Source organism: Flavobacterium sp. BFFFF1 (assembly GCF_002256285.1).
In the GTDB taxonomy this organism is placed as follows: Bacteria; Bacteroidota; Bacteroidia; order Flavobacteriales; family Flavobacteriaceae; genus Flavobacterium.
This window is the reverse complement of sequence record NZ_NKJE01000007.1, coordinates 88,086-114,476: the sequence shown is the minus strand read 5'-3', so window position 1 is coordinate 114,476 and position 26,391 is coordinate 88,086. Positions and strand designations below refer to the sequence as shown.

At 44.9% G+C, this 26,391-nt stretch carries 24 protein-coding genes; 15 read left to right on the top strand and 9 right to left on the bottom strand.

Annotated features, from left to right (window positions below; translation table 11 throughout):
- Positions 1-56: 56 nt before the first annotated feature.
- Positions 57-443, bottom strand: coding sequence for a DUF423 domain-containing protein (locus CFE23_RS06410; protein WP_291085761.1), 387 nt, complete (start codon positions 441-443; stop codon positions 57-59).
- 108 nt (positions 444-551) lie between these two features.
- Here CFE23_RS06410 and CFE23_RS06405 point away from each other — a divergent pair, with 108 nt between their 5' ends.
- Positions 552-1,919: a saccharopine dehydrogenase C-terminal domain-containing protein gene (locus CFE23_RS06405; RefSeq protein WP_291085758.1), complete on the top strand. Its 1,368-nt coding sequence runs from the start codon at positions 552-554 to the stop codon at positions 1,917-1,919.
- A 68-nt stretch (positions 1,920-1,987) separates the two neighbouring features.
- Here CFE23_RS06405 and CFE23_RS06400 read toward each other — a convergent pair whose 3' ends face one another.
- Positions 1,988-2,461, bottom strand: a complete 474-nt coding sequence (locus tag CFE23_RS06400) for a hypothetical protein (RefSeq protein ID WP_291085750.1) — start codon at positions 2,459-2,461, stop codon at positions 1,988-1,990.
- A 156-nt stretch (positions 2,462-2,617) separates the two neighbouring features.
- Here CFE23_RS06400 and CFE23_RS06395 point away from each other — a divergent pair, with 156 nt between their 5' ends.
- Positions 2,618-3,088 (top strand): Lrp/AsnC ligand binding domain-containing protein, encoded by a 471-nt coding sequence (locus CFE23_RS06395; protein ID WP_291085747.1) that lies wholly within the window; start codon positions 2,618-2,620, stop codon positions 3,086-3,088.
- 61 nt (positions 3,089-3,149) lie between these two features.
- On the opposite strand, the gene CFE23_RS06390 is transcribed toward CFE23_RS06395, so the two are convergent.
- Entirely contained in the window at positions 3,150-4,043 is an 894-nt protein-coding gene (locus CFE23_RS06390; RefSeq protein WP_291085745.1) for an NAD(P)H-binding protein, read from the bottom strand.
- A 78-nt stretch (positions 4,044-4,121) separates the two neighbouring features.
- On the opposite strand from CFE23_RS06390, the gene CFE23_RS06385 reads away from it, so the two are divergent.
- Positions 4,122-4,481 (top strand): helix-turn-helix domain-containing protein, encoded by a 360-nt coding sequence (locus CFE23_RS06385; RefSeq protein WP_291085743.1) that lies wholly within the window; start codon positions 4,122-4,124, stop codon positions 4,479-4,481.
- 98 nt (positions 4,482-4,579) lie between these two features.
- Here CFE23_RS06385 and CFE23_RS06380 read toward each other — a convergent pair whose 3' ends face one another.
- Positions 4,580-5,263, bottom strand: coding sequence for a zinc metallopeptidase (locus CFE23_RS06380; protein WP_291085741.1), 684 nt, complete (start codon positions 5,261-5,263; stop codon positions 4,580-4,582).
- A 200-nt stretch (positions 5,264-5,463) separates the two neighbouring features.
- The gene (gene leuS, locus CFE23_RS06375) at positions 5,464-8,328 is read right to left on the bottom strand and encodes a leucine--tRNA ligase (protein WP_291085738.1); all 2,865 of its coding nucleotides are present in this window, start codon (positions 8,326-8,328) and stop codon (positions 5,464-5,466) included.
- Between the two features lie 220 nt (positions 8,329-8,548).
- Here leuS and CFE23_RS06370 point away from each other — a divergent pair, with 220 nt between their 5' ends.
- Genes CFE23_RS06370 through CFE23_RS06350 form a run of 5 tightly spaced genes read left to right on the top strand, consistent with a single transcriptional unit; the run spans position 8,549 to position 11,822 of the window.
- Entirely contained in the window at positions 8,549-9,424 is an 876-nt protein-coding gene (locus CFE23_RS06370; RefSeq protein WP_291085736.1) for a permease-like cell division protein FtsX, read from the top strand.
- Positions 9,425-9,468: 44 nt separating this feature from the next.
- Entirely contained in the window at positions 9,469-9,735 is a 267-nt protein-coding gene (locus tag CFE23_RS06365; protein ID WP_291085733.1) for a DUF3098 domain-containing protein, read from the top strand.
- Between the two features lie 32 nt (positions 9,736-9,767).
- Positions 9,768-10,568 (top strand): undecaprenyl-diphosphate phosphatase, encoded by an 801-nt coding sequence (locus tag CFE23_RS06360; protein ID WP_291085731.1) that lies wholly within the window; start codon positions 9,768-9,770, stop codon positions 10,566-10,568.
- Complete coding sequence (gene truB, locus CFE23_RS06355) at positions 10,568-11,257, top strand: tRNA pseudouridine(55) synthase TruB (RefSeq protein ID WP_291085728.1); 690 nt, start codon at positions 10,568-10,570, stop codon at positions 11,255-11,257. The genes CFE23_RS06360 and truB overlap by 1 nt, the downstream gene beginning before the upstream one ends.
- Positions 11,235-11,822: a hypothetical protein gene (locus CFE23_RS06350; RefSeq protein WP_291085725.1), complete on the top strand. Its 588-nt coding sequence runs from the start codon at positions 11,235-11,237 to the stop codon at positions 11,820-11,822. Before truB ends, CFE23_RS06350 begins: the two co-directional genes overlap by 23 nt.
- On the opposite strand, the gene CFE23_RS06345 is transcribed toward CFE23_RS06350, so the two are convergent.
- A complete protein-coding gene (locus CFE23_RS06345) occupies positions 11,817-12,413 on the bottom strand; it encodes a thioredoxin family protein (protein ID WP_291085723.1) in 597 nt (198 codons plus the stop codon). The two genes, CFE23_RS06350 and CFE23_RS06345, sit on opposite strands and share 6 nt — an antisense overlap.
- 299 nt (positions 12,414-12,712) lie before the next feature.
- Here CFE23_RS06345 and pyrH point away from each other — a divergent pair, with 299 nt between their 5' ends.
- The 3 genes from pyrH (at position 12,713) to CFE23_RS06330 (ending at position 16,606) form a co-directional block, all read left to right on the top strand.
- Entirely contained in the window at positions 12,713-13,420 is a 708-nt protein-coding gene (gene pyrH, locus CFE23_RS06340; protein WP_291085720.1) for a UMP kinase, read from the top strand.
- Between the two features lie 34 nt (positions 13,421-13,454).
- Entirely contained in the window at positions 13,455-14,018 is a 564-nt protein-coding gene (gene frr, locus CFE23_RS06335; protein ID WP_291085717.1) for a ribosome recycling factor, read from the top strand.
- A gap of 95 nt (positions 14,019-14,113) precedes the next feature.
- Positions 14,114-16,606, top strand: a complete 2,493-nt coding sequence (locus CFE23_RS06330; RefSeq protein WP_291085715.1) for a DUF5686 family protein — start codon at positions 14,114-14,116, stop codon at positions 16,604-16,606.
- Here the strand turns inward: CFE23_RS06330 and CFE23_RS06325 are convergent.
- Together CFE23_RS06325 and CFE23_RS06320 are read right to left on the bottom strand one after the other, a co-directional pair.
- Positions 16,603-16,932 carry a multidrug efflux SMR transporter gene (locus tag CFE23_RS06325; protein WP_291085712.1) on the bottom strand — a complete coding sequence of 110 codons (330 nt, stop codon included), beginning with the start codon at positions 16,930-16,932 and terminating at the stop codon, positions 16,603-16,605. The two genes, CFE23_RS06330 and CFE23_RS06325, sit on opposite strands and share 4 nt — an antisense overlap.
- Positions 16,933-16,934: 2 nt before the next feature.
- Positions 16,935-19,202, bottom strand: coding sequence for a cation:proton antiporter (locus CFE23_RS06320; RefSeq protein ID WP_291085709.1), 2,268 nt, complete (start codon positions 19,200-19,202; stop codon positions 16,935-16,937).
- Between the two features lie 215 nt (positions 19,203-19,417).
- Between CFE23_RS06320 and CFE23_RS06315 the strand changes: the two genes are divergently transcribed.
- The 4 genes from CFE23_RS06315 to CFE23_RS06300 all read left to right on the top strand — a co-directional run bounded on the left by CFE23_RS06315 (position 19,418) and on the right by CFE23_RS06300 (position 25,562).
- Positions 19,418-21,772, top strand: coding sequence for an MMPL family transporter (locus tag CFE23_RS06315; protein WP_291085706.1), 2,355 nt, complete (start codon positions 19,418-19,420; stop codon positions 21,770-21,772).
- Between the two features lie 177 nt (positions 21,773-21,949).
- The gene (asnS, locus tag CFE23_RS06310) at positions 21,950-23,383 is read left to right on the top strand and encodes an asparagine--tRNA ligase (protein WP_291085703.1); all 1,434 of its coding nucleotides are present in this window, start codon (positions 21,950-21,952) and stop codon (positions 23,381-23,383) included.
- A gap of 110 nt (positions 23,384-23,493) precedes the next feature.
- Positions 23,494-24,954, top strand: a complete 1,461-nt coding sequence (rpoN, locus tag CFE23_RS06305) for an RNA polymerase factor sigma-54 (RefSeq protein ID WP_291085700.1) — start codon at positions 23,494-23,496, stop codon at positions 24,952-24,954.
- A gap of 2 nt (positions 24,955-24,956) precedes the next feature.
- A complete protein-coding gene (locus CFE23_RS06300; RefSeq protein ID WP_291085697.1) occupies positions 24,957-25,562 on the top strand; it encodes a hypothetical protein in 606 nt (201 codons plus the stop codon).
- On the opposite strand, the gene CFE23_RS06295 is transcribed toward CFE23_RS06300, so the two are convergent.
- Positions 25,557-26,258: a porin family protein gene (locus CFE23_RS06295; protein WP_291085694.1), complete on the bottom strand. Its 702-nt coding sequence runs from the start codon at positions 26,256-26,258 to the stop codon at positions 25,557-25,559. The two genes, CFE23_RS06300 and CFE23_RS06295, sit on opposite strands and share 6 nt — an antisense overlap.
- Positions 26,259-26,391: the final 133 nt, after the last annotated feature.

The window sequence follows — 26,391 nt, the reverse complement described above, 5'->3', positions numbered from 1 at the left end:
TTTAAAAGAGCAAAAGTAAAAAATTTAAAATTACAACGTTGTAGTAAATTCAAAATTTATGATTTTTTGCGGATTATTTCAATAAATAACCAAAACCAACCCATGATTAACAGTAATCCTCCAAAAGGGGTGAGTATTCCAACCAGCCGAACCTGGATGTCAGCAACCGACAGCAGGGAAATGGTATATAATGATCCTGAAAACAGGACAATGCCCCAAAGAACCAAATTATAAACGATTTTTTTCGATCGCTCTGATACCAAATCAAATTTGCCCAGAAATAAGAGAAACAACGCGTTATACATCTGATAGCGTACACCCGTTTCGAATGCAGCCAGCAAATCTACTGTCAGGACTTTCTTCAACGCGTGCGCCCCGAACGCCCCGAAAACAATTGCTAAAAAACCAAGTAAGGCGCCGGTGGCTGTTATCTTTTTATCCATGACTAAAATTTTCCATAAAAGTAAGCTGCATTGGTTTACGAAAAAACAACACGGCATACTTTTTTATAAATATAACAAATAGCTACATTTGCGCCATAATTTGAACAAATGAGAAATATTCTGATCATAGGCGCGGGACGCTCCGCCTCATCGCTGATACAATACCTGCTCGCCAAATCCGCCTCGGAAAACCTGCACCTGACGATCGGTGATTTGTCAGTTGAGCTGGCCCAGCGTAAAACAAATAACCATCCGAACGCTACGGCGATCTCGTTTGATATTTTCGATGAAGCGCAGCGCAAATCCGAAATACAGAAAGCCGATGTGGTCATTTCCATGCTTCCCGCACACCTTCATTTTGAAGTGGCAAAGGACTGCGTAACGTTCAAAAAACATATGGTCACCGCCTCCTATATCAGCGATGCGATGCAAAGCCTTGACGCTGCCGCCAAAGAAAACGGCCTCATTTTCATGAATGAAATTGGACTTGATCCCGGGATAGACCACATGAGCGCGATGAAGGTAATCGATGAAATCCGCGACAAAGGCGGAAAGATGATTTTGTTCGAGTCGTTTTGTGGCGGGCTCGTAGCACCGGAGTCTGATGACAATCTTTGGAATTATAAATTCACCTGGGCACCGCGAAACGTGGTCCTTGCAGGACAAGGCGGTGCGGCAAAATTCATCCAGGAAGGGACTTACAAATACATACCGTACCACAAATTATTCCGTCGAACCGAATTCCTTGAAGTAGAAGGCTACGGCCGTTTCGAAGGCTATGCGAACCGCGATTCGCTGAAATACCGCAGCATCTACGGACTCGACGATATCCTGACACTGTATCGTGGCACCATCCGACGTGTGGGTTATTCGCGTGCCTGGAATATGTTCGTGCAGCTCGGCATGACCGATGATACGTATATGATTGATAATTCTGAAACGATCAGCTACCGTGAGTTCATCAACCTGTTTCTGCCATATCATCCAACGGATTCAGTAGAGATCAAAACACGCATGCAGCTTGGCATTGAGCAGGATGACATTATGTGGGACAAATTGCTTGAACTGGACATCTTTAACCCGAACAAGATTGTGGGGCTTCAACACGCAACGCCTGCTCAGATCCTGGAAAAGATCCTGAACGATAGCTGGACACTAAAACCGGATGACAAAGACATGATTGTGATGTACCATAAATTCGGGTATGAACTGAACGGCGAGCAAAAGCAGATCGACTCCAAAATGGTTTGTATCGGCGATGATCAGACGTACACTGCAATGGCAAAAACCGTCGGGCTTCCGGTTGCTATGGCGACATTGCAGATCCTGAATGGAAATATTACAACGCCGGGTGTTCAACTGCCGATTCGCAAGGAAGTGTATGAGCCTATCTTAACGGAACTCGAAGAATACGGCGTGGTGTTTAATGAAAAGCATGTGCCTTATTTCGGGTACAATCCGGATAAACTGAGTTAGCACCAAAATTAGGATGCAATAAAAGAAACCGCCTTTTTGGGGCGGTTTTTTATTTTTTAGTCCGATGCTTAGTTGCAATAAGGCACTTCAAATCTTCCGTTGATGTGGTTGTCATAAAATAAAGCAGGCGCCAAAACCCTCCCTACAACCGTGTCACCTACAGAAATAATCTCTACCGTTATCTGTCCTGCGGCACTCACAAAATCATCAGATTCCAAATCTTTAAAGAGAATAGAAGTATTCGTTGTATGTGTACCTATGGCGCGCGGAGCAAAGATGATCACCGGATATTCGAATGTCTCAGGCTCCAAACCACAACCTACTGAGGTCGCTGTGAGATAAATGTAAACACCCTCAACGCCATTAGAAAGTATGTTACTTGCTTTTCCGCCATCGGGATTCACAGTAAATGTTCTGCCGAAAACCGTTCCCGTTACAGGATTATTTGAAAGTGTCTCTTCCTCAGTGGTGTCTTCGTCAGAAACACAGGAAAAATTCAGGAGTAATAACATAGCCGAAATCCCGTACAACAATTTTTTCATTCTTTTTCTTCTTAATTTTTCTTCTGAAAATATTTTCAGGCGGCAAATATAATATTTTTTTAACGTGCTGTACATCAAATGAGTATTTACTTCCTGTAGCATTTAAGACTTTCATTTTAAAATTAAAATCTTATTTTTGATTTCAAATTCATTACCATGAAAATAAATTCGTTACAAATCGAAATAGACGGAATCGATAAGGAAATCCTGCGCGAACTGATGGCCGATGCGCGCAAGCCCATACTTCAGATCGCCAATAAAATCGGAATCTCCGGCGCGGCAATCCATCAGCGTTTAAGGAAACTCGAACAATCGGGCGTAATCTCCGGGTCGAAATTTACGGTAAGTAACAAGGTACTCGGCTACAGCACGATGGCATTTGTCGGGATTTATCTGGACAAGGCCGCCCGCAATCCGGAAGCAGTAAAGGAACTTCGTAAAATCCCTGAAGTACTGGAATGCCATTATACCACAGGAAACTGGTCAATCCTTATAAAAATTATTTGTCGTGACAACGAGCATTTGATGAATTTACTAAACACTAAAATCCAGGCCATTGAAGGGGTGTCGAGGACAGAAACGTTTATTTCGCTGGACCAGCAGATAGAACGGCAGATTCAGCTGTAACATAAAAACAAAAGAATCCGCGACTTTCGAAGCGGATTTCTTTGTTTATACAAAGCCAATATCAATTGGCCTGGAACGCTAAAGCAAATTCCTTTGCAAAATCTTCCAGCTTTACTTTTCCCTGCGGTTTTTCATTCCTTTCGAGATAGTCCGTCTGGAGCAGGCCTTCGCGGAATGATTTTCCCATCTGCGTGAATCCTTCGGCAAACGTTTCATGCAGTCCCGCCTGTTTTGCACCTTCAAGAGCCTGTTCGTCGGTAAAGTTAACCCATGGCAGGTCAGGTTTGCCAATCGCGTTGCCTATTACTGCAGCTACTTCTGCGAAAGTGCGGATATCACTCGAAATGTACTTCACATTTTGTCCTTTGAAATCGAGGTCCAGGAGTACTTTTGCGGCCACATCGGCGATGTCGGCAGGGTGCGTTAGGATGATTTCAGCACTGCTGTCGCCCATGTTAGAGCCAATGATTCCTGCATGCTTGATCATGTCAGTGGTGGTGTAAAGATTCGTGTAGAAATAAGATGGGCGTAACGCCACTACATTCAGTCCGCCAATGGCTTCGAGTTTTCTTTCAAGATTACCAACTTCGTCGATTGGACCTGCGCTGTGTCCCACATGAGCACCGATGCTGCTGAGTTGTACAATATTGTTAATGCCGCTCGTTTTTACTGCTCTGAGAAAGGCGTCGGCGACCTCTCTTTGATAAGCAGGCCAATCCGTTACTGTGAAATTGGGTGGGACCATCAGGTAGACGGCGTCGGCACCGGTAAAGACGTGCGCCAGAAATTCGGCGTCCAATACGCTGCCGATCGCTGCTGTAGCACCTAGGTTTTCGATGTCGGATTGACGGTCTGCATTGCTGCTGATGATGGTTACGTCATGCCCGGCGGCGACTAATTGTTGTGCTAATGGCTTGCTGATGTTCCCGATGGAACCGGTCAAAATGTATTTCATGATGTTTATTTTTAAATATGATTTGTCAAAGGTATTTTTATACTTACTTTTGTACAAGTACCTACCAAAAAGTATGTGATGAGAAATATAAAGGAAGCCTCGACAAATAATGAAAACCGGAAAGCCATTATGGGTGTCTGTCCGGTGAGTTTTGCGTTGGATAAAGTGGGTGGAAGGTGGAAACCATTGATTTTATGGAACCTGCGGGATGGGCGATTGCGCTATAGCGAATTGCGTAAAGCGATTCCGCCGATCTCGGAGAAGATGCTTATACAACACCTGAAGCAGTTGGAAGCGGACAACCTCGTACAGCGTGTTGTGGTGGAGGTGATGCCGCCGCATGTCGAGTATTCGTTATCAGAATCCGGTGCGGAGTTGTTGCCGGCGCTGACGGTGCTCGCGGATTGGGGACTGAGGAATAGTGGGCAGTCGCAGTAGGCAGTCGCAGTCTAAGCAGGCTGCTTTGCCTTTGGAGACAGTTTAAAATAAAAAATCCGCGACTTACGAAGCGGATTTTGTTTTTATGGAGGCCAGCCTTACCTTCTGTTGCCTGTGTAAATCGAGATATAGTACAACAATGTCGCAATCGAGCCGACGGCAGCAACTACATACGTGCGTGCAGCCCATTTCAATGCATCTTTGGCACCATCGTGTTCCTGGCGGGTGAGCATTTGCTTGTTCTCAAGCCAGGCGAGTGCACGGTTGCTCGCGTCGTATTCTACTGGCAGCGTGATGACTGTGAATAAAGTTGTCAGTGCAAACGCCACAATTCCAACCAATAGTAATTCCGGAAACGTGCGGATCATCAGGATACCGGCAATCAGCACCCATTGGATCATGCCGGAGGCGACGCTCACCACCGGAACGAGTTTTGATCGCAATTGCAGCATTGAATAGGCGGTGGCGTGTTGTACGGCATGGCCGCATTCGTGCGCGGCAACGGCTGCGGAAGCGGCATTCCGCTGGTTATAGACCGCTTCACTCAGGTTGACGGTTTTGTCAGCTGGGTTGTAGTGGTCCGTGAGGCGGCCTTCGGTTGAGATAACCTTTACGTCATAAATGCCATGGTCTGCAAGCATTTGCTCGGCGATTTCGCGGCCAGACATATTGTTCTGCAGGTGCAGTTTGGAATAATGTTCGAATTTTCGCTTCAGCGTATTGCTGACCAACCAGCTGACGCCCATGATAAGGATCGCTAAAATTAGATATCCGGGTCCCATAGTTTTTAAGTTTAATTTGTTTTTTGCTGTAAATGCAAAATACAAGCCAGACTTAGATTATGTCAGTTTGGCAGGATTTGGGCGTGCCGGCTCCGCAAGCTACGCCGTCGGGCTCTCCGCGGTGCACGGCACCTTGCTGCGATCCCTCACGCGGCATCAGGTAAATTGATGCTGATCCTCCGAACTTCCTATCTCCCGAACTACCCTACTATATTGATGATTTTTCCCGGCACGATAATCACCTTGTTCGGTGTTCGCCCTTCGAGCTGTTTGTGGGTGCGTTCGTCGTTCATTACGATTTCCTCAATTTGTTCCTTTGATAAATCCAGCGGCAATTCGATCGTAAAGCGTGTTTTTCCGTTGAAGGATACCGGGTATTCCTTGCTGCTTTCCACGAGATGCTCGGGATTAAAGATCGGGAACGGGACGGTTGAGATGCTGCCGTCGTGGCCGAGGCGTTTCCACAGCTCCTCGGCGATATGCGGCGCATATGGCGAAATGATGATCGCCAACGGCTCGAGGATGACGCGTTCGTGGCAGTTCATCGAGCTAAGTTCGTTCACGCAGATCATGAATTGGCTCACGGAGGTATTGAATGAGAAATTCTCGATATCGTCCTGGACTTTTTTGATCGTTTTGTGTAATGTTTTCAACGCTTCTTTTGAGGCAGGATTTGCGTTTACGACCAATCCTTTGTCATCGAAATACAATCTCCACAATTTCTTCAGGAAACCGAATACACCGGTAATACCCGCAGTGTTCCACGGTTTTGATTGCTCTAAAGGTCCGAGGAACATTTCGTAGAGGCGGAGTGTATCGGCGCCGTATTCGTGGCAGATATCATCCGGATTTACTACATTATACCATCTTTTTGACATTTTTTCGACTTCCCTTCCCACAACAAACTTTCCATTTTCAAGAATAAACTCGGCATCACTAAATTGTGGTTGCCAGTCTCTTAGAACGTCTGTACTTATTTCATCTGAAGAATTTACCATATTAACATCTATATGCAATCCTTCCGTTTCATATTCGTTTTTGAGATTTTTGGAAACATATTTGTTGGTTCCTGAAATTCGGTAAATAATGGCACTCATCCCCAATATCATCCCCTGATTGATCAACTTCTTAAACGGCTCCTCCTGCGTCACGAAGCCACGGTCCTTTAAGAACTTGTTCCAGAAACGGGAATACAATAAGTGCCCGGTCGCGTGCTCGCTCCCGCCGATGTATAAATCGACATTCTGCCAGTAGGCTTCGTCTTCCTTGGAAACAAATTCGTTGTTGTTGTGCGCGTCCATATAGCGCAGCCAGTACCAGGAAGATCCTGCCCAGCCCGGCATCGTATTCAATTCTAAAGGGAAGACGGTTTCGTGGTCAATCAGCTGATTGCTGACGACTGAATGCTGAATGCTATCCCATGCCCATTCTTTTGAGTTTCCTAAAGGCGGTTGCCCGTCTTCAGTGGGTAAATATTTCTCAACTTCAGGAAGTCTGATGGGTAGGTGTTTCGCGTCAATCATCTGTGGCATGCCGTTTACGTAATACACTGGGAACGGCTCGCCCCAATATCTCTGGCGGGAAAATACGGCATCGCGCAGGCGGTAATTCGTTTTGCCTTTGCCCTGTCCGATCTCTTCCAGTGCTTCAATCGCCTTTTTGGTGGCTTCCTTGTAATTCAGGCCATCGAGGAAATCGGAGTTCGCGATTTTCACATTGTCTTTGGAGCCGTAGGCCTCTTCGGAGATATCGACATTGTCAAAAATATTCTTGATGTCAATACCGAAGTGTTTTGCAAACGCATAATCGCGCTCATCTCCACACGGTACCGCCATCACCGCGCCGGTTCCGTATCCTGCGAGCACATAGTCTCCGATCCAGACCGGGATGGGTTCTTTCGTAAACGGATGTTCCGCATAGGCACCGGTAAACACACCTGAAATCGTCTTGACATCAGCCATACGCTCGCGTTCTGAACGGCGTGCGGTGGCTTCTACATACGCCTCCACAGCGGCTTTTTGGTCCGGTGTGGTAATTTTAGGGACGAGTTCGTGTTCCGGGGCGAGGGTCATAAAAGTGACACCGAAGATGGTGTCGGGGCGCGTGGTAAAAACCTCTATTTTATAATCGTTTGTTTCATCGCCGGAAAGGATATAGTCTAGATTGTCTCTTTCGGATTCCGAATCCTTGAGCTTAAAAGTGACCAATGCCCCAACCGATTTCCCGATCCAGTTGCGTTGGCTTTCCTTCAACGCTTCGGTCCAGTCGATCTGGTCCAATCCCTGCAATAATCGTTCGGCATAAGCCGAAATGCGCATGCTCCATTGGGTCATCTTTTTGCGTATGACGGGATGGCCGCCGCGCTCGGACACACCGTTTACGATTTCGTCGTTTGCGAGGACGGTTCCTAATGCCGGGCACCAGTTTACTTCGGTTTCGGCGAGATAGGTTAATCTGTATCGGAGCAGGATTTGTTGCTGGGTAGCATCTGCGGAAGCGTTCCAGTCCTCGGCAGTAAAAGGCGTAATGTTGTCATCGCAGACGGCGTTTACCTTTGCATTGCCGTTCATTTCGAATTCCTGGATCAGCGTGCATATGCTTTCTGCTTTGTCGGTGTCTTTGTTGTACCAGGACTGAAACAACTGGATGAAGATCCATTGCGTCCATTTGTAATATTCAGGGGAGGAAGTACGCACCTCACGGCTCCAGTCGAACGAGAAGCCGATTTTATCGAGCTGTTCGCGGTAGCGTGCAATGTTCTCTTTCGTGGTTTTCTCGGGATGCTGTCCGGTCTGGATCGCGTATTGCTCTGCGGGAAGGCCGAAACTGTCGTAGCCCTGAGGGTGCAGTACGTTAAATCCTTTGTGGCGTTTGTATCTGGCATAAATATCGGATGCAATGTACCCAAGCGGATGCCCTACGTGGAGTCCGGCCCCGGAAGGATAAGGAAACATGTCGAGTACGTAATATTTGGGTTTATCGGACTTATTGTCGGCGGCGAAGGTTTGGTTTTCAGCCCAATATTGCTGCCAGTATTTTTCGATTTCGGTAGGGTTGTACTTCATTAGGAGTTTACAGTTTACGGTTTACAGTTGACAGTATGGAAGCACGTTTTAAATACCGTTTTGACACAACATGAGGCGCTGTAAACTGTAAACCGTATACCGTAAGCTGTCAACTAAAATCGGGCAAATTTACGCTTATTGTACGAAAGTCAAAACTTTGCGCGTTATAAACTGCGGTTAAAGAAATTCTTTATATTTTTACCGCATAATTAACCCACCTATGAGTTCGTCTTACGAAAAGTTTAAAAAGCGCAGGCTGATTACTTCTTATTTTTCCGTTGTACTGAGCATCTTTTTGGTGCTGTTCCTGTTGGGGATATTGGGTTTGTTTTTCCTAAATTCTAAAAAGCTTTCCGATAATTTCAAAGAAGAAATCCCGATGACGGTTTTCTTTAAGAATGGGGCCAATGACAGCGTAATGAAAGCTTTTGCGCAGGAGTTGAAAACGGCCAGGTTTGTCAAGAACAGCGTTTTTGTGCCGAAAGAAGAGGCAGCGAAACGCGAATCGGAAGATATGGGAGAGGATTTTATGGCGTTTATAGGCGAGAATCCATTTGAGAATTCGTTTGACATTCATTTAAACTCGGCATACATACGCAACGACAGCATCAAGAAAATAGAAGACCGGCTGAAGAAGAATGAGATGATTTCGACGGTTAATTATGATAAGGTACTCGTAAGCCTGGTCAATGACAATATTGAAGCAGCGAGTATGTGGATTTTATACGCAAGTATTTTTCTGTTGATTGTGGCGGTTTTGCTGATCAACAGTTCGATCCGCCTTTCGATTTATTCGAACCGTTTTATCATTAAAACGATGCAGATGGTTGGCGCAACCAAGTCGTTCATCCGCAAGCCTTTCATCTGGCGCAGCGTTTTGCTGGGTGGTATTGCGGCTGTGCTTGCTGTGGCAGCATTGGTGGCCTCACTGTTTGTGATAGACGAGAATTACCCGAAACTTAACATTGTCCAGGACCAGCTCATGACCGGGCTTGTGCTGCTTGGCGTCATTGTCTTAGGGATTTTCATTACGTGGTTCAGCACGTTTTTCGCAACACAGCGCTTCCTGAATTTGCGCACGGACGATTTGTATTAAAGTTCAGAAAAGATTTTAGATAATAGCATTGAGATAAAAATCAGATGAAAGATAACAAGGACAGAAAAGAACAAAGCCCACAAGGCGATTTCCTTTTCGATAAGGTAAATTACAAAATACTGCTGATTGGGATTGGCGTAATTGCGCTGGGATTCATCCTGATGAGCGGCGGCGGAAGCGACGATCCAAATGTTTTCAGTGAAGCAATTTTCGACTTTAGGAGGATCCGCCTGGCGCCGACGACCGTATTGATTGGGTTCGGCATCACGATTTATGCGATTCTTAAATCACCGAAGCCGGTAGACAAGTAGCCTCAAAAACAAACCAATAATACCCATCTTTTATGGATTATATTCAGGCCGTATTCCTGGCAGTCATTGAAGGGATCACCGAGTTCCTTCCGGTTTCGTCCACGGGGCACATGGTCATCTTTTCCTCTTTTATGGGTATCGAAAAAGATGAGTTCACCAAATTATTCGAAATTGTCATCCAGTTGGCCGCCATCCTTTCGGTGGTTGTCATTTACTGGCGTAAATTCTTTGACTTCAAGAGGCTGGGGTTTTATGTGAAGCTGATGATTGCGGTAATCCCCGCATTGGTCATTGGCGGACTTTTTAAAAAACATATCGAGAAAATGATGGAAACGCCCGTCGTGATTGCGATGATGCTGGTGATTGGCGGCGTGTTGCTGCTGTTTGTAGACAAGTGGTTCACGAATCCAAAAATTACAGACGAGACACAAATCACCAACAAAAAGGCGCTTACGATTGGGTTTTACCAGACGCTGGCCATCGTTTTTCCCGGAATGAGCCGCAGTGCCTCGACCATCATCGGTGGGATGGAGCAAAAACTGGACCGCAAGACTGCCGCGGAATTTTCATTTTTTCTCGCTGTACCTACGATGCTCGCTGCGACGGTAAAAAGTATTTTTGATGTTTATAAACATTCCCCCGAAGTACTGAACACCGGCAATATGGGGATTCTTGCAGTTGGAAATATTGTGGCCTTCATCGTTTCCTATGCATCCATTAAATTCCTGATCAGCTACCTGACCAAAAACGGATTCCGGATTTTTGGGTATTACAGGATCCTGATCGGCCTGATCATCCTTTCGATTTACTTTTTCGCACCAACCAACAAATAATGACTGCTGAAGATTTTCAGAATGGCCAGGTGCTGCTGATCGATAAGCCGTTGCATTGGTCATCGTTCCAGGCCGTGAATAAAATGAAATGGGCTTTAAAGAGCAAACTGGGACTTAAGAAAATTAAGATTGGTCACGCAGGGACACTTGACCCTCTGGCGACCGGATTGCTGATCGTCTGCACAGGAAAATTTACCAAAAGAATCAGCGAACTGCAGGGACAGGCTAAAGAATATACTGGTACTTTTTATATTGGTGCCACCACGCCGTCTTACGATCTTGAGACCGAAATTGATGCTACTTTTCCCATATCGCATATTGATGACGCATTGGTGGCTGAGACGACGACGCAGTTTATGGGTGAAATCGACCAAAAGCCGCCCGTTTTTTCTGCTATAAAAAAGGATGGAAAACGGCTTTATGAGCATGCGCGTGCCGGGGAAACAGTAGAAATTGCGTTCCGAAAAACCACGATCCACGAGTTTGAAATCACACGTATGGCACTGCCGGAAATTGATTTCAGGGTGGTGTGCAGTAAAGGCACCTACATTCGGTCTTTGGCTTACGATTTTGGCAAAGCACTTGGATCAGGAGCTCATTTGATCGCCTTACGACGCACTAAAATCGGGGATTACCACGTTAATGATGCCACACAAATAGCAGACTTTGAAAACACTTTCCAACTTTAGACTTTTTGCATGTATCGCATTTCTCCTGTCGGCTTCCTGCGGGTTAAGTGCGCAGGATATGGAGCCGGTGAAGCGGCAAACCAGAAATTATTTTGAGGTTGAATTGGCGGCACCGCTAAAGCAGAATGAAGCATTTGGTGACAATGATGACGAGAATTTTCTCCGTGCGAGCGGCGCTTACCTCCGCGCTGGTTTTGGGAGAAGGGTCACCGATTGGATGTTGTTGGGCCTTCATACAGGAATAGAATGGAAATCGGATCCCGGCCTGGTATCGGCACCTGTTTTTGGGAATGTTAAAGTTGCGCCGCGGGTGTCGCAGGACGATGAGTTGCGGCCTTTTGCCTCATTTGGATATGGAAAGGTTTTTGTGCTGAACCAAAACCGCTTTTCAGGGGATTTCCTGCGGGGCAACCTGGGACTTGATGTGGCCGTTCTCGATGATGAGGAAGGACATCAGAAAGGCATGTTTTCGGTTTTTATCGAGATCTCATACTATCATTTTAAACCTGTAGATTTTGAAAGCCTGTCCACGTTTAATATCGGTTTAGGCTACACGTTCTTATAGGTTTTCCATAAGCGCAGCGAGTTCCTGCTGAATCGCATTTCCTTTGTCTTTTGTGTACCACAATTGCAGTGCCGTCTTTCCGGCATCATCAAAGACACCATGTAATTTTTTATAGTGGGTAACCAGGTCTATGGCAGGTTCCGGCCGTGGCCCCCAGAGTGCTTTAACTTCAAAGGCTTCGTCGAGCACAATCAGTTTAGGGATGGATCTGGACCCGTTGGTCAGAAATAAGTCCATCAAACCCGCATTGTCGTCGCGGAGTACAATTTTCAGGTCGATATTTTCGGAAAATGACACCAGTTTATGCATCACCGGCAACGCTTGGGCCGCATCACCACACCAACCTTCTGAGAGCACCAGCCAGGTGTGTTTTTTATGGAGCGATTGAAAAACTGCTGCCTGCGCGTCGCCGATGACAATGGTTTTGTCGAGCCGGTTCATCCGGGCTTCGTTCATTTTGCTGTAATGTGTAAGGTCTTCTGATTGCTTGTGGCCAGTCGATTTTCCGTCTGCCAGAAGATTAGAAACATACGCCCGGTATTCGCCATAACTGAAGGCGTTTGAAAAACTGTGTTCAAAGATATCTTTCATGCGTCAAAATTAATTTTTTTTTGGAGCATATTCCGGCTGTGCGCGACTATCTTTTATTTTTTAAGAAAGAAATAAAAGGATAAGCGCCTCTCCCGAAGCTTCGGGATGGGCTGGCGTTTTGCAGTCTTTTGGAAATCCTGTAGCCTGTTGAAATTTCCAAATCCCCAAATTTCCAAATCATAAGAATATGTCTATATTTGCACAACTCAACGAAATACTACATGAAATAAGCCCTGCTGCCCAGGCGGCATTGAACAAGCGGAGCCACTTCTATGTGTGTTTTAAAACATATTCAACGAATGAAATTTAAAAGAATCCTTCTGAAATTAAGCGGTGAAGCCTTAATGGGAGAGCGTCAGTACGGCATAGATCCGGCAAGATTAGCGGAATACGCCGAAGACATCAAAACCATCCACGATGCGGGCGTCGAGATCGCAATTGTTATCGGAGGGGGCAATATTTTCAGGGGTGTAGCCGGTGCCAGCAACGGTATGGACCGCGTGCAGGGCGATTATATGGGAATGCTGGCCACTGTTATCAACGGTATGGCTTTACAAGGCGCGCTGGAAGACAAAGGCATGCTGACCCGTTTGCAGACGGCGTTAAAGATTGAAGCAATCGCAGAGCCGTATATCAAAAGAAGGGCGGTACGCCATCTTGAAAAAGGCAGAATCGTAATCTTTGGAGCCGGTACCGGAAATCCGTATTTTACGACTGATACTGCTGCCGTTTTACGCGGTGTTGAAATCCACGCCGATGTCATCCTTAAAGGCACGCGTGTCGATGGGATTTATACCGCAGACCCTGAAAAGAATCCGGATGCGACAAAGTTTGATTACATCTCGTTTGAAGACGTGTTGAAAAAAGGGCTGAATGTGATGGATACGACGGCATTCACGTTAAGCCAGGAAAATAAACTTCCCATTGTTGTGTTTGACATGAACACAAGAGGCAATCTTTTAAAGATTTGCCAGGGCGAAAACATTGGAACAGAAGTAAACGTATAACATCAGATAATAAAAACGCTGAAAATCTAAAGAAATGAACGAAGAGATTGACTTTATTTTAGACAGTACTAAGGAATCCATGTCGGGTTCTATTGCGCACCTTGAAAAGGAATTCCTGAACATCCGTGCAGGGAAGGCCAGTCCTGCCATGCTTGGCGGTGTATTTGTTGACTATTATGGCTCTGCAACGCCATTGTCCCAGGTTGCCAACGTCAATGTGCCTGACGCAAGGACCATTACGATCCAACCATGGGAACGCAATATGCTGCAACCGATTGAAAAGGCGATTATGGTGGCAAATATCGGTTTTAACCCAATGAATAATGGGGATTTGATCATTATTTCTGTACCGCCGTTGACGGAAGAACGCCGCCGCGATTTGGTGAAACAAGCTAAAGTGGAAGCAGAGGATGCTAAAATCAGCATCAGGAATGCCAGAAAGGACGCCAATACCGATATTAAAAAACTTGAAAAGGAAGGTACTTCGGAGGACGTTTGCAAAACAGCGGAAGAAGAAGTCCAAAACCTGACGAATGCCTACATCAAAAAGGTAGACGAGCACCTCGCCACAAAAGAGGCTGAAATCATGAAAGTCTAAAATCATAAAAAATTGATAAAATCCGCTCCGTTTAAATACGGGGCGGATTTTTTATTTGGTAGAATCGTAACTTGCACTACTTTCAATTCTATAAGATGAGGACAGCCGCCTGGCTCTTGTTGTTTTTTTCGCTCTGTTCTTCGGCGCAGCATCACGTGAACGGCGTGGTAAAGGACGCAGTTACGGGCGAGCCTTTACCTTTTGCCACGGTTGTCGATGGTTACGGGACGAATCAGATTGCAGATATTGATGGAAAGTTCAGTTTTGACAGTGCGATGACCGTTGAAGCATTGACCGTCTCTTACATCGGTTACCAAAAAAAGGAGTTGAAGGTAAAAAACTCAAAATTCATCACAATCCTGCTGACCCCCGAAGTAAAAAACCTTGAAACTGTTGTCCTTCCAAAGAAAGAGGATCCAGCATATGAAATTATCCGGAAGGCCATCTCGTTAAAAAAGCAAAATGACCCTCAAAGAAAATTGCAGACTTTTCAATTTAAAGCGTACAACAAGCTGATTGTTACAGCGAATCCCGATTCGATTGACGGCAGCATTGATTCTGTCTTTATAAAAAAAAGTGATGGTTCACAGGTTGCAAAGGCCGATTCATCGGCGTTCCGTTTCAAGAAATTAATCAGTTCGCAGCATCTTTTTCAGATGGAGAAAGTGTCTGATTTTCAATTTAAGGAACGAAAACTTAAGGAGACGGTGCGCGGGATCAGAATGTCAGGATTTGACAAACCAATATATGAAGTGGTTTCGTTTAATCTACAGTCATTTTCTGTTTATGACAGCAAGTATGAACTTTTTGAAACCAAATACAGCAGTCCGATTTCCAACGATGCTTTTTCAGATTATTATTATCATTTGCTGGATACAGTGCAAGTAGGCGGGCGCGAAACCTATGTCGTTTATTTTTTTCCGAAACGGAAATACCGCAAAACAGGATTGCAGGGCCTGCTTTATATCGACACGCAGCACTATGCCGTCGCCAAAGCCGTCATGCGACTGAAGACCGTGCTTGACGTTACGGCGACACATTCGTTTGAGTATATTCCGGAGCAGGGCATCTGGTTTCCTACAGAGAAAGAATTCAAGATTGTTAAAGGCAAAAACGATGAGGATATCAAAATCCTCGGGGAGACCTTTAAATTTGATGCCGACGATAAAAACCCCCGCCCCAAGAAGCAATCTTCAGATTTTACCTACCTGCTCTCCAGGTCCTGGTATTTTAATCGGGAATACAACCAGCCATTGATTATCAGGAAATCGTCTATTGCGATGGAAGTGAAAGATGACGCCATTCGCAGGGATGAGTCCTTTTGGAACACGTTCCGCAAAGACAGCCTTGATTCACGAAGCAGAAAAACATATGTCGGCCTGGATAGCCTTGCTAAAAAGGAGCAAGTCGAGAAGAAGCTCAGGATTGGCCGGAAGTTGATCAATGGGTATATTCCAATTGGTCCGGTCGACCTGGATTTGCGCTATTTGCTTAGCTACAATAACTATGAGGGTTTTCGTCTGGGTGCGGGAGGGATTACAAACGAGCGTTTTTCTGAAAAATACCGTATTGAGGGTTATACTGCTTATGGAACAAAAGACGGTAACTTTAAATACAATCTGGGCGGTGCGGTACGGGTCGGGAAGTTCTCGAATTCATGGATTGGCGGTGGATATACCGATGATCTCAGGGAGATTGCAAGTACCTCATTTGCCATTGACAAGCGTGTTTTCAAATTGTATGACCCACGCCCCATCAACTTAAGTACTTTTTATACGCACCAGACCTGGCGCGGATTTATTGAAACCAAAATCATCCCGAAAACGGAAAGCATCTGGCAATTGTCAAGAAGTGTAGTGGAACCGAAGTTTGATTACGTATATCGCGTCGATGGCAAGGATTACGCGGCGTATAATATGACCACTGCGATGGTTTCGCTGCAGTGGAATCCCTTTAGCGATTATATGCAGACACCCACAGGTAGAATCGAGATCGAAAAACGCTATCCAAAGTTTACGTTTCAGTTTACCAAATCGCTGCCTGGAGTTTTAGACAATGATTTTAATTTCGGGAAAATCGATTTCCGGACAGAATACCAGAAAAAGTACCTTTCCGGGCAAAAGACCGCGGTTTTTGTCGAAGCCGGTTATGCATTTGGCGACATCCCATTGACACATTTGTATAACACCTCTCCGAACAGCCTTACCAAGGATAAAGTGCTCCAGCGGCTAACATTGGCGGGTAAAAACAGCTTCGAGACGATGTATTTTAATGAGTTTTTCTCCAGCCAATATGTTTTTTTTCAGCTGAAACACGGATTCAAGCGCGTGATGTTGTTTAAAAAGGTAAAGCCCTCATTGGTACTGGTATCCCGAATGGCCTGGGGAAATCTGGAACGTCCGGAGCAGCATCTCGGAATTGCTTATAAAACGCTTGACAGGGGATATTTTGAATCAGGGATCGAGCTGAATCAAATATTTAAAGGTTTTGGACTGTCCGGATTTTATCGTTATGGTCCCAACCAGTTGCCACGATTTGAAGACAACATTTCTATAAAACTCAGTTTTATTCTGGATTTAGGGATTTAGTGGGTCGATACGATTTTCAATCCGACGATCGATGCGATCAACGTGGTGATGAAGAAGATGCGCCAGAATTCTGCGGGTTCCCGGAATAGCAAAATCCCCACCAAAACAGTCCCAACGGCGCCAATTCCAGTCCAAACTGCATACGCCGTTCCAATGGGCAATGACTGAGATGCCTTGTATAAGAGCAGCATACTGATAGCGAGGCACGCCAGGAAGCCTACAAGCCATGCATGGGAGGTCATTCCGGTTGTTTCTTTAGCTTTGCCTAAGCAGGTAGCAAAACCTACCTCAAACAGGCCGCCTATGATCAGTAAAATCCAAGCCATGGCTACGGTTTAATGATTAACACAGAAGGAATGTTACTCAGCCACGTACTTTGGGAGTTTACCAGTTTCTTCCAGCTTTCTAGGCTGATGATCATGATGTCCTGTTTTTCGAGAAAGTCTTTTTTCATGACACGATCTTCCTGCATCGAAACAAAGTTTGGCTTTCCTTTCTCGATTTCATCGATTTTACCGTAGATTTCCTTGTTGTCGCGGATGGCATTGTTCGGATCCATCAACGTGATTTTTGTATCGTTGTTTACGATAAGCCGTTGGGCATAATCGAGAAGGAATGCATCTTCCGCTGTGAAGATCGGCATGAAGGCGCTTTGGAGCTTTTCAAGATTTTTGTCTACCAAGACCCCAACCGGCATCTTGCTTTTCGCAATGATCTGCCTCGTACGTTCATCAAATGGCGAATTCTCAAAAAGGCCTTCTTTTCCTGTAAATTTATCCAAAAGCCGGTCAGGGTTGATGATTCGGGTTGTGTACCCCAATACTTTTCCCAACAGCGTGCCTTCAAAAATAGAATGACCGAGGCCGACGAGCAACAGATCGTATTCGCCTTGGTTTGCAATTTCTACAATGTCGCTGTCGATGTCATTCGACGCTTTGAATAGTGTAAGTATCTTTTGTCCGAGTTCGTTAGATTCATGGATTATGGGTGCAAAGCTTTTCTTTTCCTGTTCCTCAAGATTGAAAGTGTGCAGCTCGTTGCTGAGCGTCAGATGCATCGCGGTCACGATAGTATCATCGCCGGTTTTCCTGACGAAACTGTTTGCAAGACGAAGCAATGCTTTGCCGCGTTCTGAATTCCCAAAAGAGATCAGTACTTTGTATTTCGAGTCTGACTTGACTTCTTCGGGAATAATCTCGTCTTTGGTTTTAAAGATGTAGTTGATCAGATCCAGGGCGGGACCCGTCATGAATGTGGTAACCAGGGCCATGATGACGAGCATTGCAAAAATCCGGTCGTCCAGCACCCCAAGGTCCTTGCCTATATTAAGCACAATGAGTTCCATCAACCCGCGGGTGTTCATCAACGCCCCGATGGTAAGGCTGTCGCGCCAGCTCTGGCCTACAAACTTTGCAGCAATAGCACTTCCAAGAAACTTTCCGGCTACCGCCACTACGATAATGATGCCGGTAATTTTCCACATTTCCGGGCTGTCAATCAGGCCGATTTTTGTCCGTAATCCGGTAAAAACGAAAAACAGCGGAAGCAGGACAATCACTGACAAATCTTCTACCTTGTCAATGATAATGCTCCTGAACTTTGTGTTATCAGGCATGATGGCACCCGCCATGAAAGCGCCAAAAAGCGCGTGGATTCCGATAATTTCCGTTGTGTAAGCCGAAATAATGAGCGTCAGGAAAAAAATCGCAACCACCGGTTTGCTGAGGCTTTGGCGTGAATTTTTCAGCTCGCCAACTTTCGCTAAAAATGGCCTGACGACATTCAGCATCAGGAATACATAAGCGATAGCAAGGCCAATGACGTACAGTGAACTCACAATCGAACCAGCTTTTACAATGGCAATAACGGTAGCAAGGATACACCAGGCGGTGATGTCATCGGCTGCGGCACAGGTAATGACAATAGTGCCGAGCTTTGTCCGATGGATACCGCGTTCCTGTACAATACGCGCCAGCACCGGAAATGCAGTGATGCTCATTGAAATCCCAATAAATAAGGCAAACGAAAGGAACTCTACGCCCGGAGGGGCAAATTGTTTGTAGATGAAATACCCAAGGCCGGTACCCAGTGCAAATGGGAAGATGATGCTGGCATGGCTGATGACTACCGCATCGTTAGCCTTATTTTTTAAAGCCTTAAGGTCAAGTTCCATACCGATTACGAACATGAAGAAAATCAATCCGAGCTGGCTGAATAGTTTCAGGTTGCCCAATGACTCTGCAGGGAAAAGTGTATTCGAAAATTCAGGGAAATACAAACCGAGCAATGACGGCCCCAGCACGATTCCCGCCACCATTTCACCGACGACAGACTGTTGCCCGATTTTCCGGAAAAACCAGCCAAATACGCGCGCCACTAAAATGATCGAAAGGATTTGCAACAACAATATCGCCAAAGATTCCTGCAGGTTGTGGGTCATCGAACCCAGAAATTCATTCCATTGGCCCTTTCCCGTTTTCACAACAATACTGCGTCCGGCTTCAAGCTGTTTGCCTTGTGTAATAATCCAATAGATGAGCGCGGAAAAACCGGAAATGGTAAAGATGTAAAAAAGTGAGTTTTTCAAATTCCTCATAGTCTGGTTGGGTTTGGGCAGTAGAAAATTTAATTGCTTTCGGCTCAGCGTTGCCGCATTGAGTTCCGCAAATATGCGAAACCAAATATATAAATTATATCCGTTTTTGTGTATTTAATGCAAATTTAAAATCCGGCGATATTGTGAGGTAATTTTTCGCTTTTTACAAATGGAATTTATTGGTTTTATGTACCTTTGCAACCATTTTTAAGGCTATGAAAAAGCGAATTAATCCGGGATTTTGGGAGGCCGTTGCCCGCGTTATATTAAAGAACAGGAATTTTATTCTCGGCATTATTGCCGTGATTACTATTTTTCTGGGATGGCAGTGTAAAAATCTTGCGATGACTTATACGGAGGCAAATCTGCTTCCAAAGAAACATATTGTGAATCAACAGTATGCCGATTTTCTGAATAAGTTTGGAGAGGAAGGAAACCTCGTGGTTATTGGGGTTAAAGACAAAACTTTTTTTACGCCAAACGCCTATTCGGCGTGGAACGAGCTGATGAATAGCCTTAAAAAAAGCGCCGATGTGGAATTGGTGGTGTCTTTAAATGACTTAAAAAAGCTTCACAAGGACACCGTCGCGGCAAAATTTGAAATGGTACCGTTGATTGACCAAAAGCGTACCGCCGATCCCGCTTACCTTGCGGAAATCAGGGATGAGCTGTTCAACCGACTGCCGTTTTACGAAGGCTTGTTGTTTAACAAGCAATCCGGCAGCATACGGTCGGCAATTTACCTGAAGAAAAGCATTGTCAATACTGCGGAACGGAAAACCTTCATCATCGACAGCCTCCTTCCGAAAATAGAGCGGTTTGAAACGGCCACAAAAATAGACCTGCGTGTTTCCGGAATGCCTTATATCCGTACGATTAACGCTGAAAACATGAAGGGTGAAATCGGGCTGTTTATCGGCGCTGCTTTGCTGACCGTTTCATTGATATTTTTCTTTTTCTTCCGGTCTTTCCGCGCGACATTCATCTCAATCTGTATTTTGCTTTTCGGCGTCATCTGGTCATTTGGGACATTGGGACTGTTTCATTATAAAATCACCATCCTGACCGCCATTGTACCGCCGCTGATTATCGTTATCGGCATCACGAACTGCATCTTCCTAATCAACAAATACCAGCAGGAAATCAAGATTCATAATAATCAGGCGAAGGCCCTGCAACGGGTGATTTCTAAAATCGGTGTGTCTACGTTGATGACGAATATGACCACCGCGATTGGTTTTGCGACGTTCATGATTACCGGGAACGATTTGCTTTTTGAATTTGGACTCGTGACTTCAATTAATGTAATTTCTGTGTATTTGCTGACGTTGATGGTGGTTCCGATTATGTACAGCTTCATGTCGGTGCCTAAGGAAAAGCACTTGTACCACCTCAGTAAAAATTATATTTCGTCGCTGCTGGATTGGGTGGAACGGGTCGTACGCACAAAACGTACCGTGATTTACAGCATTTATGGATTGCTTTTGGTTTTTAGTGTTATCGGGGTATCGCAGATGAAAGTGTCAGGAAGCTTGATTGGCGAAATGCCGAAATCAGCTTCGTTTTTCAAAGATATTTTGTTTTTTGAAAAGGAATTTAACGGCGTAATGCCGCTGGAGATTATGATTCATCAGAAAAGAGGCAAAGCAGTGAACCCAAAGACGCTGGAGAAAGTGGAAGAATTACAGCAGACCATTGCCGGGATTCCCGAACTTTCCAAGCCGGTTTCCGTGGTAAATTTTGCCAAATACCTGAACCAGACTTATTACAACGGAAATCCTGACTATTACCAATTGCCGAATAGAAATGAACAGGCGTTTGTACTAACGTATGCGAAAAGCATGATGAAAGGCAAAGGGAAAGGCGACAACCTAATGAAAAGTTATGTGGATTCGACGGCACATTACATTCGGATAACGACTTTTATGAAAGATATAGGTACCGATAAGATGGCGCTGATAGAGAAAAAATTGCAAAAGAAGGTCGCTGAGGTTTTCCCAAAAGATAACTTTGAAGTGACATTGACCGGAAAGGCGTTGGTATTCCAGAAAGGAACGGCTTACCTGGTCGAAAACCTGATTGAATCGCTGATTTTTGCAATCATTACCATTGCGTTGCTGATGGCGTATTTGTTCCGTTCTGTGAAAATGGTTTTCGCTTCGGTGATTACGAATGTCTTGCCGTTGTGCATCACGTCGGGATTGATGGGCTATTTCGGGATTCCGTTAAAGCCGTCGACAATTTTGGTATTCAGTATTGCATTTGGGATTTCGGTGGATAATGCGATCCAGTTTATGGCGAAGTACAGGCATGATTTGATGCAAAATAACGGCAGGATCAAGAAATCGGTGTTTAGTGCCATCCGCGAAACGGGGATCAGTACGTTTTATACTTCGGTGGTATTGATTTTTGGGTTTGCGATTTTTACGCTGTCGAGCTTCAGTGGAACGATTGCGTTGGGTGGATTAATTTCGGTCACTTTGTTGTTCGCGATGTTTGCCAATTTACTGGTGCTACCGGCGTTGGTGCTGACGTTTGAGAAGAAACGTGCCAAAAAGGAAGTGGATTAAATTGTGTCGGAACCCTAGCCCGGATGGTAGCGGAAATCCTTTTTTGTTTTGTCAAAGTGCCCTTTGACTGCGCTCAGGGTGACAAAAACAAAAAGATTGCAGCGGACAGCGGGATCATGCTCCTCAAAAAAATAAAAATTTATATTTGCGCTTCGATTGAATTAAAATACGACGAAAATGAAACACACTAAGATTAAGGAATTGCTGGCGGCAACGCAGCCGATGAAAGATATTAACGCGAAAGGATGGGTGCGGACATTCAGGAATAACCAGTTTATTGCTTTGAATGACGGCTCGACGATCCATAATATCCAGTGTGTGGTCGATTTTGAAAACACACCGGAATCAGAGCTGAAACGCATCACAACAGGTGCTGCGGTTTCTGTGATTGGGGATTTGGTAGAAAGCCAGGGCGCGGGACAGAAATTTGAGATCCAGGCGCGTGCGTTTGAAATTTTAGGGGATTCGGATGCGGAGAAATTCCCGATGCAGCCGAAGAAGCACTCATTGGAGTTCTTGCGTGAAAATGCGCATTTGCGGGTACGGACGAATGCTTTTGGTGCCATTATGCGTGTACGTTCAGTATTGTCTTATGCAGTACATAAATATTTTCAGGACAAAGGATTTGTTTATGTAAACACGCCAATTATTACGGGTGCCGATGCAGAAGGCGCGGGCGAGATGTTCCAGGTAACATCTTTGCCATTGGATAATCCGCCGAGAAACGATGACAAGACCATCAATTATAATGAAGATTTTTTTGGAAAACACACCAACCTAACGGTTTCAGGACAGTTGGAAGGGGAAACTTTTGCGATGGCTTTGGGACAGATTTATACATTTGGACCAACATTCAGGGCTGAAAATTCAAATACCTCGCGTCACCTTGCGGAATTCTGGATGATAGAGCCGGAAGTGGCATTTAACGATCTGAATGACAACATGGACCTGGCGGAAGACTTTATACAATATGTCGTGAAGTACGCTGTTGAGCATTGTCAGGACGATTTGAAATTCCTTGAAGGCAGGCTGCTGGAAGAAGAAAAATCAAAGCCACAGGCAGAGCGCAGTGAAATGGCTTTGCTGGAAAAACTGGATTTTGTGCTGAACCACAGTTTCAAGCGCGTTTCCTATACGGAAGCGATTGACATATTAAAAGATTCCACGCCGAATAAAAAGAAAAAATTCCAGTTCCTGATTGAAGAATGGGGCGCTGATTTGCAGAGTGAGCACGAACGTTTTCTTGTCGAGAAACACTTCAAGTGTCCGGTAATTTTATACGATTACCCTGCGAATATCAAGGCATTTTACATGCGCTTAAATGAAGATGGTAAGACGGTACGTGCCATGGACATCCTTTTTCCCGGAATCGGCGAAATTGTCGGGGGTTCACAGCGGGAAGAGCGCTATGACGTTCTCGTTGAAAAAATGCGCACGCTGGGCATTGACGAAGAAGAATTATGGTGGTATCTTGATACCAGGAGGTTCGGGAGTGCCGTGCACTCTGGTTTCGGCTTAGGGTTTGAAAGGTTGGTGCTTTTCGTAACCGGGATGACAAATATACGTGATGTGATTCCTTTCCCGAGAACGCCGCAGAACGCAGAGTTTTAAAATAAAATATTTGTACTGAATTCCAGATTTCATCCCATTTAGTGGTGGAATTTGGAATTTGTTTTTTGTATTTTTTGTAAATTTGAACGTCACGAAAGTCAAATGAATATATGATTAAGCAGTTCCTGAATCTCAAACTTTCCCAGAAATTATCACCGCAGCAAATTCAGGTGATGAAGCTGATTCAATTGCCAACCCAGGCTTTTGAGCAACGCCTGTTGGAGGAACTCAATGACAATCCCGCACTCGAATCCGGAAAGGAAGAGCCTGAAATCCCCGCAGACGAATATGAAGCAGACGAATACGAGGATTTTGATGATAGCGAGACAGACACCATGCAGGAAGACATCAACATTGATGAATACCTGAATGATGATACCCCGGATTATAAGACACAAGCCAATAATTACAGCGATGACGATGAAGAGCGCGAGTCGCCTTTAGCCGAACCGATCAGTTTTCACCAGGATCTCATCAACCAGCTGAATACTTTTATCTTAAATGATGAAGAGCGCGAGATTGCCGAGTTTCTTGTAGGCAGTATTGACGACACCGGATACATTCGCAGAAGCATCCCCGACATGGTCGATGACATGGCTTTTACGCAGGGGATTTACACCGATGAAAAAACCGTGGAGCGCATCCTGCACATTATCCACCAACTGGAACCGGCAGGTGTGGGGGCGAGGGATTTGCAGGAATGCCTGTTATTGCAGCTGAAACAGAAGACACCAATGCAGGACGTCGCTCTGGCAATTGACATCTTAGAACAGCAATTTGACGCATTCAGCCATAAATACTATGATAAGCTGATGCAGAAATTTGGTGTTTCATCGGCCGATTTAAAAAATGCGATTCATGTCATTGAAAAGCTGAATCCGAAACCAGGCGGCTCTTACACTGCTGGGAATCGGGTGACGGAAAATATTGTTCCTGATTTTGCGATCAGGATTTTGGATGGTGAATTGCAGCTGACTTTAAACGGACGAAATGCACCGTCATTGCACGTTTCGAAAGATTACCAGGAAATGATGCAGACCTATAAGGATTCACGTGATAAATCAAGTTCCCAACGCGACGCAGTGCAGTTTATCAAGCATAAACTTGATTCGGCGAAATGGTTTATCGATGCCATCCGCCAAAGACAGGAGACTTTATTGGTAACGATGAATGCCATTATGCATTACCAGCAGGAATATTTCCTGGAAGGTGACGAAGCGAAACTCAAACCGATGATTTTAAAAGATATCGCTGATTTGGTAGGATTGGATATTTCAACGATTTCTAGGGTGGCAAACAGCAAATATGTAGAGACGCCTTATGGGACAAAATTGATTAAGGAGTTTTTCTCAGAAGGGTTTACGAACGATCAGGGCGAAGAAGTGTCGACGATTGAAATCCGGAAAGTACTGCGGGAGATTATTGAGGAAGAAGACAAGGATAAACCATTAAACGACGACCAGCTGGCAGATATTCTCAAAGAAAAAGGATTTCCTATCGCAAGGCGAACCATAGCAAAATACCGCGAGCAATTGGACATCCCTGTAGCGCGGATGCGCAGGAAAATATAGTTATGGGAAAAACGATAAACATCTTCTCGTATCTTTTTCATCCGTTGTTTGTCTCGATCTATGCGGTATTGGTATTTTTCTTTTTCGGCAACAGCTATTTTACTTACACGGAAATCTACCTCATTATTATCCAGATCGTCATTATCACGATTTTTATCCCAATCACGTTTTATTATCTGTTGCTGTCTATAGGTAAGGTCGATTCGATCATGCTTGCCGATAAAGCACAGCGAAAGTTGCCTTTATTGATTCATGCCGTGTTGCTTTTTATATTGATCCATAAAAGCATCACTTTCGAAAGCTGCCCGCAGCTGTATTTCTTCTTTTTTGGGAGCCTGATCAGCACTTTATTGGCGTTGATCATGGTGTTCGCAGGATATAAAGTCAGCCTGCACATGATTGGAATTACCGCATTGACGGTATTTACGATGGCGCTCAGTCTTCATTTTCAAATCCGACTGATGATTCCGATTCTGGTGTTGGTATTGTGCAACGGATTTGTGGCGTCATCTCGGTTGCAGATGAAAGCACATACGATGTGGGAGTTGGTCCTGGGGACGGCAATTGGCGTGTTGCCACAGCTTGGATTGCTTTACTTGTGGTTATAATATATAAAACATCAGGCCGAAATTCAGGGTTTTCGTATCGATTTTTTCACCGTTCACTGCTGCCGATTTAAAAAGCGGTGTCAATCCGTAATAGGCATGAAAATTCCATGTGTTAAACCCCAATGCTACATAGGGACCAAACTGGAATTGGTTAAAATCACTGTTACTCGAAACCACAATCGTTTGATCACCTACAAATTTGGTTTTGTCCAGCAGCAAATACCGGATCTTGAAGCCCGTGTAAACACGGTAAAACTTGTGGCTTTCGAAAGTCGAATTGCGCCAGCGGAACTCAATTGGAAGTTCCAGAAACAACTGCTCAAGTTTGTTTTTTGAATAACCGACATTCTCCAGAATCTCATAGTTGTAGTCCCCATTGTTCTCGGTAACGCGTAAGTTATTGTGGTATTTATTATAAGAAACTCCTAGGCCGGCAGCAATCGCGTACGTCCGTTTTTTATTGATTGGCATATCACGCAGAAAACCCAGGCTAAGACCAGTGGAGAATCCATTTAATGAAAATTTTGCCGGCTTATGCTGCAACAGGTTATAGGTTACAGAAAAATAAAACTGGTCTTCCCTGTAAAGACTATCCACCTTTGTGAAAAATGTAGTATCCCGTACCATTACTGGCGGTATTTCCTGCGAAAAAGCAGAAGCCGCAACAAGAAGAACCAAGATTTTTAAAAGGCGCATGCGTGAAATTTGATGCCCCTAAATTACTAAAAATTCTGTTATGGATCGTGCCCAATTTTGTCGGTTCAAGTTCCTGCTTTAGGCTTTGAAACCGCAGGTCTCCTGAGCCGAAGTTCTTTGTCAAAACAAGTCA

Coding starts and splice junctions, on each gene's coding strand:
- frr (WP_291085717.1), top strand. CDS start 13,455: ATGAACGAAGAGATTGACTTTATTTTAGACAGTACTAAGGAATCCATG.
- CFE23_RS06345 (WP_291085723.1), bottom strand. CDS start 12,413: ATGAAAGATATCTTTGAACACAGTTTTTCAAACGCCTTCAGTTATGGC.
- CFE23_RS06400 (WP_291085750.1), bottom strand. CDS start 2,461: ATGAAAAAATTGTTGTACGGGATTTCGGCTATGTTATTACTCCTGAAT.
- rpoN (WP_291085700.1), top strand. CDS start 23,494: ATGATTAAGCAGTTCCTGAATCTCAAACTTTCCCAGAAATTATCACCG.
- CFE23_RS06295 (WP_291085694.1), bottom strand. CDS start 26,258: ATGCGCCTTTTAAAAATCTTGGTTCTTCTTGTTGCGGCTTCTGCTTTT.
- CFE23_RS06300 (WP_291085697.1), top strand. CDS start 24,957: ATGGGAAAAACGATAAACATCTTCTCGTATCTTTTTCATCCGTTGTTT.
- CFE23_RS06325 (WP_291085712.1), bottom strand. CDS start 16,932: ATGGCTTGGATTTTACTGATCATAGGCGGCCTGTTTGAGGTAGGTTTT.
- CFE23_RS06390 (WP_291085745.1), bottom strand. CDS start 4,043: ATGAAATACATTTTGACCGGTTCCATCGGGAACATCAGCAAGCCATTA.
- CFE23_RS06370 (WP_291085736.1), top strand. CDS start 8,549: ATGAGTTCGTCTTACGAAAAGTTTAAAAAGCGCAGGCTGATTACTTCT.
- CFE23_RS06395 (WP_291085747.1), top strand. CDS start 2,618: ATGAAAATAAATTCGTTACAAATCGAAATAGACGGAATCGATAAGGAA.
- CFE23_RS06405 (WP_291085758.1), top strand. CDS start 552: ATGAGAAATATTCTGATCATAGGCGCGGGACGCTCCGCCTCATCGCTG.
- CFE23_RS06385 (WP_291085743.1), top strand. CDS start 4,122: ATGAGAAATATAAAGGAAGCCTCGACAAATAATGAAAACCGGAAAGCC.
- CFE23_RS06315 (WP_291085706.1), top strand. CDS start 19,418: ATGAAAAAGCGAATTAATCCGGGATTTTGGGAGGCCGTTGCCCGCGTT.
- CFE23_RS06365 (WP_291085733.1), top strand. CDS start 9,469: ATGAAAGATAACAAGGACAGAAAAGAACAAAGCCCACAAGGCGATTTC.
- truB (WP_291085728.1), top strand. CDS start 10,568: ATGACTGCTGAAGATTTTCAGAATGGCCAGGTGCTGCTGATCGATAAG.
- CFE23_RS06360 (WP_291085731.1), top strand. CDS start 9,768: ATGGATTATATTCAGGCCGTATTCCTGGCAGTCATTGAAGGGATCACC.
- CFE23_RS06380 (WP_291085741.1), bottom strand. CDS start 5,263: ATGGGACCCGGATATCTAATTTTAGCGATCCTTATCATGGGCGTCAGC.
- asnS (WP_291085703.1), top strand. CDS start 21,950: ATGAAACACACTAAGATTAAGGAATTGCTGGCGGCAACGCAGCCGATG.
- CFE23_RS06330 (WP_291085715.1), top strand. CDS start 14,114: ATGAGGACAGCCGCCTGGCTCTTGTTGTTTTTTTCGCTCTGTTCTTCG.
- CFE23_RS06410 (WP_291085761.1), bottom strand. CDS start 443: ATGGATAAAAAGATAACAGCCACCGGCGCCTTACTTGGTTTTTTAGCA.
- pyrH (WP_291085720.1), top strand. CDS start 12,713: ATGAAATTTAAAAGAATCCTTCTGAAATTAAGCGGTGAAGCCTTAATG.
- leuS (WP_291085738.1), bottom strand. CDS start 8,328: ATGAAGTACAACCCTACCGAAATCGAAAAATACTGGCAGCAATATTGG.
- CFE23_RS06320 (WP_291085709.1), bottom strand. CDS start 19,202: ATGAGGAATTTGAAAAACTCACTTTTTTACATCTTTACCATTTCCGGT.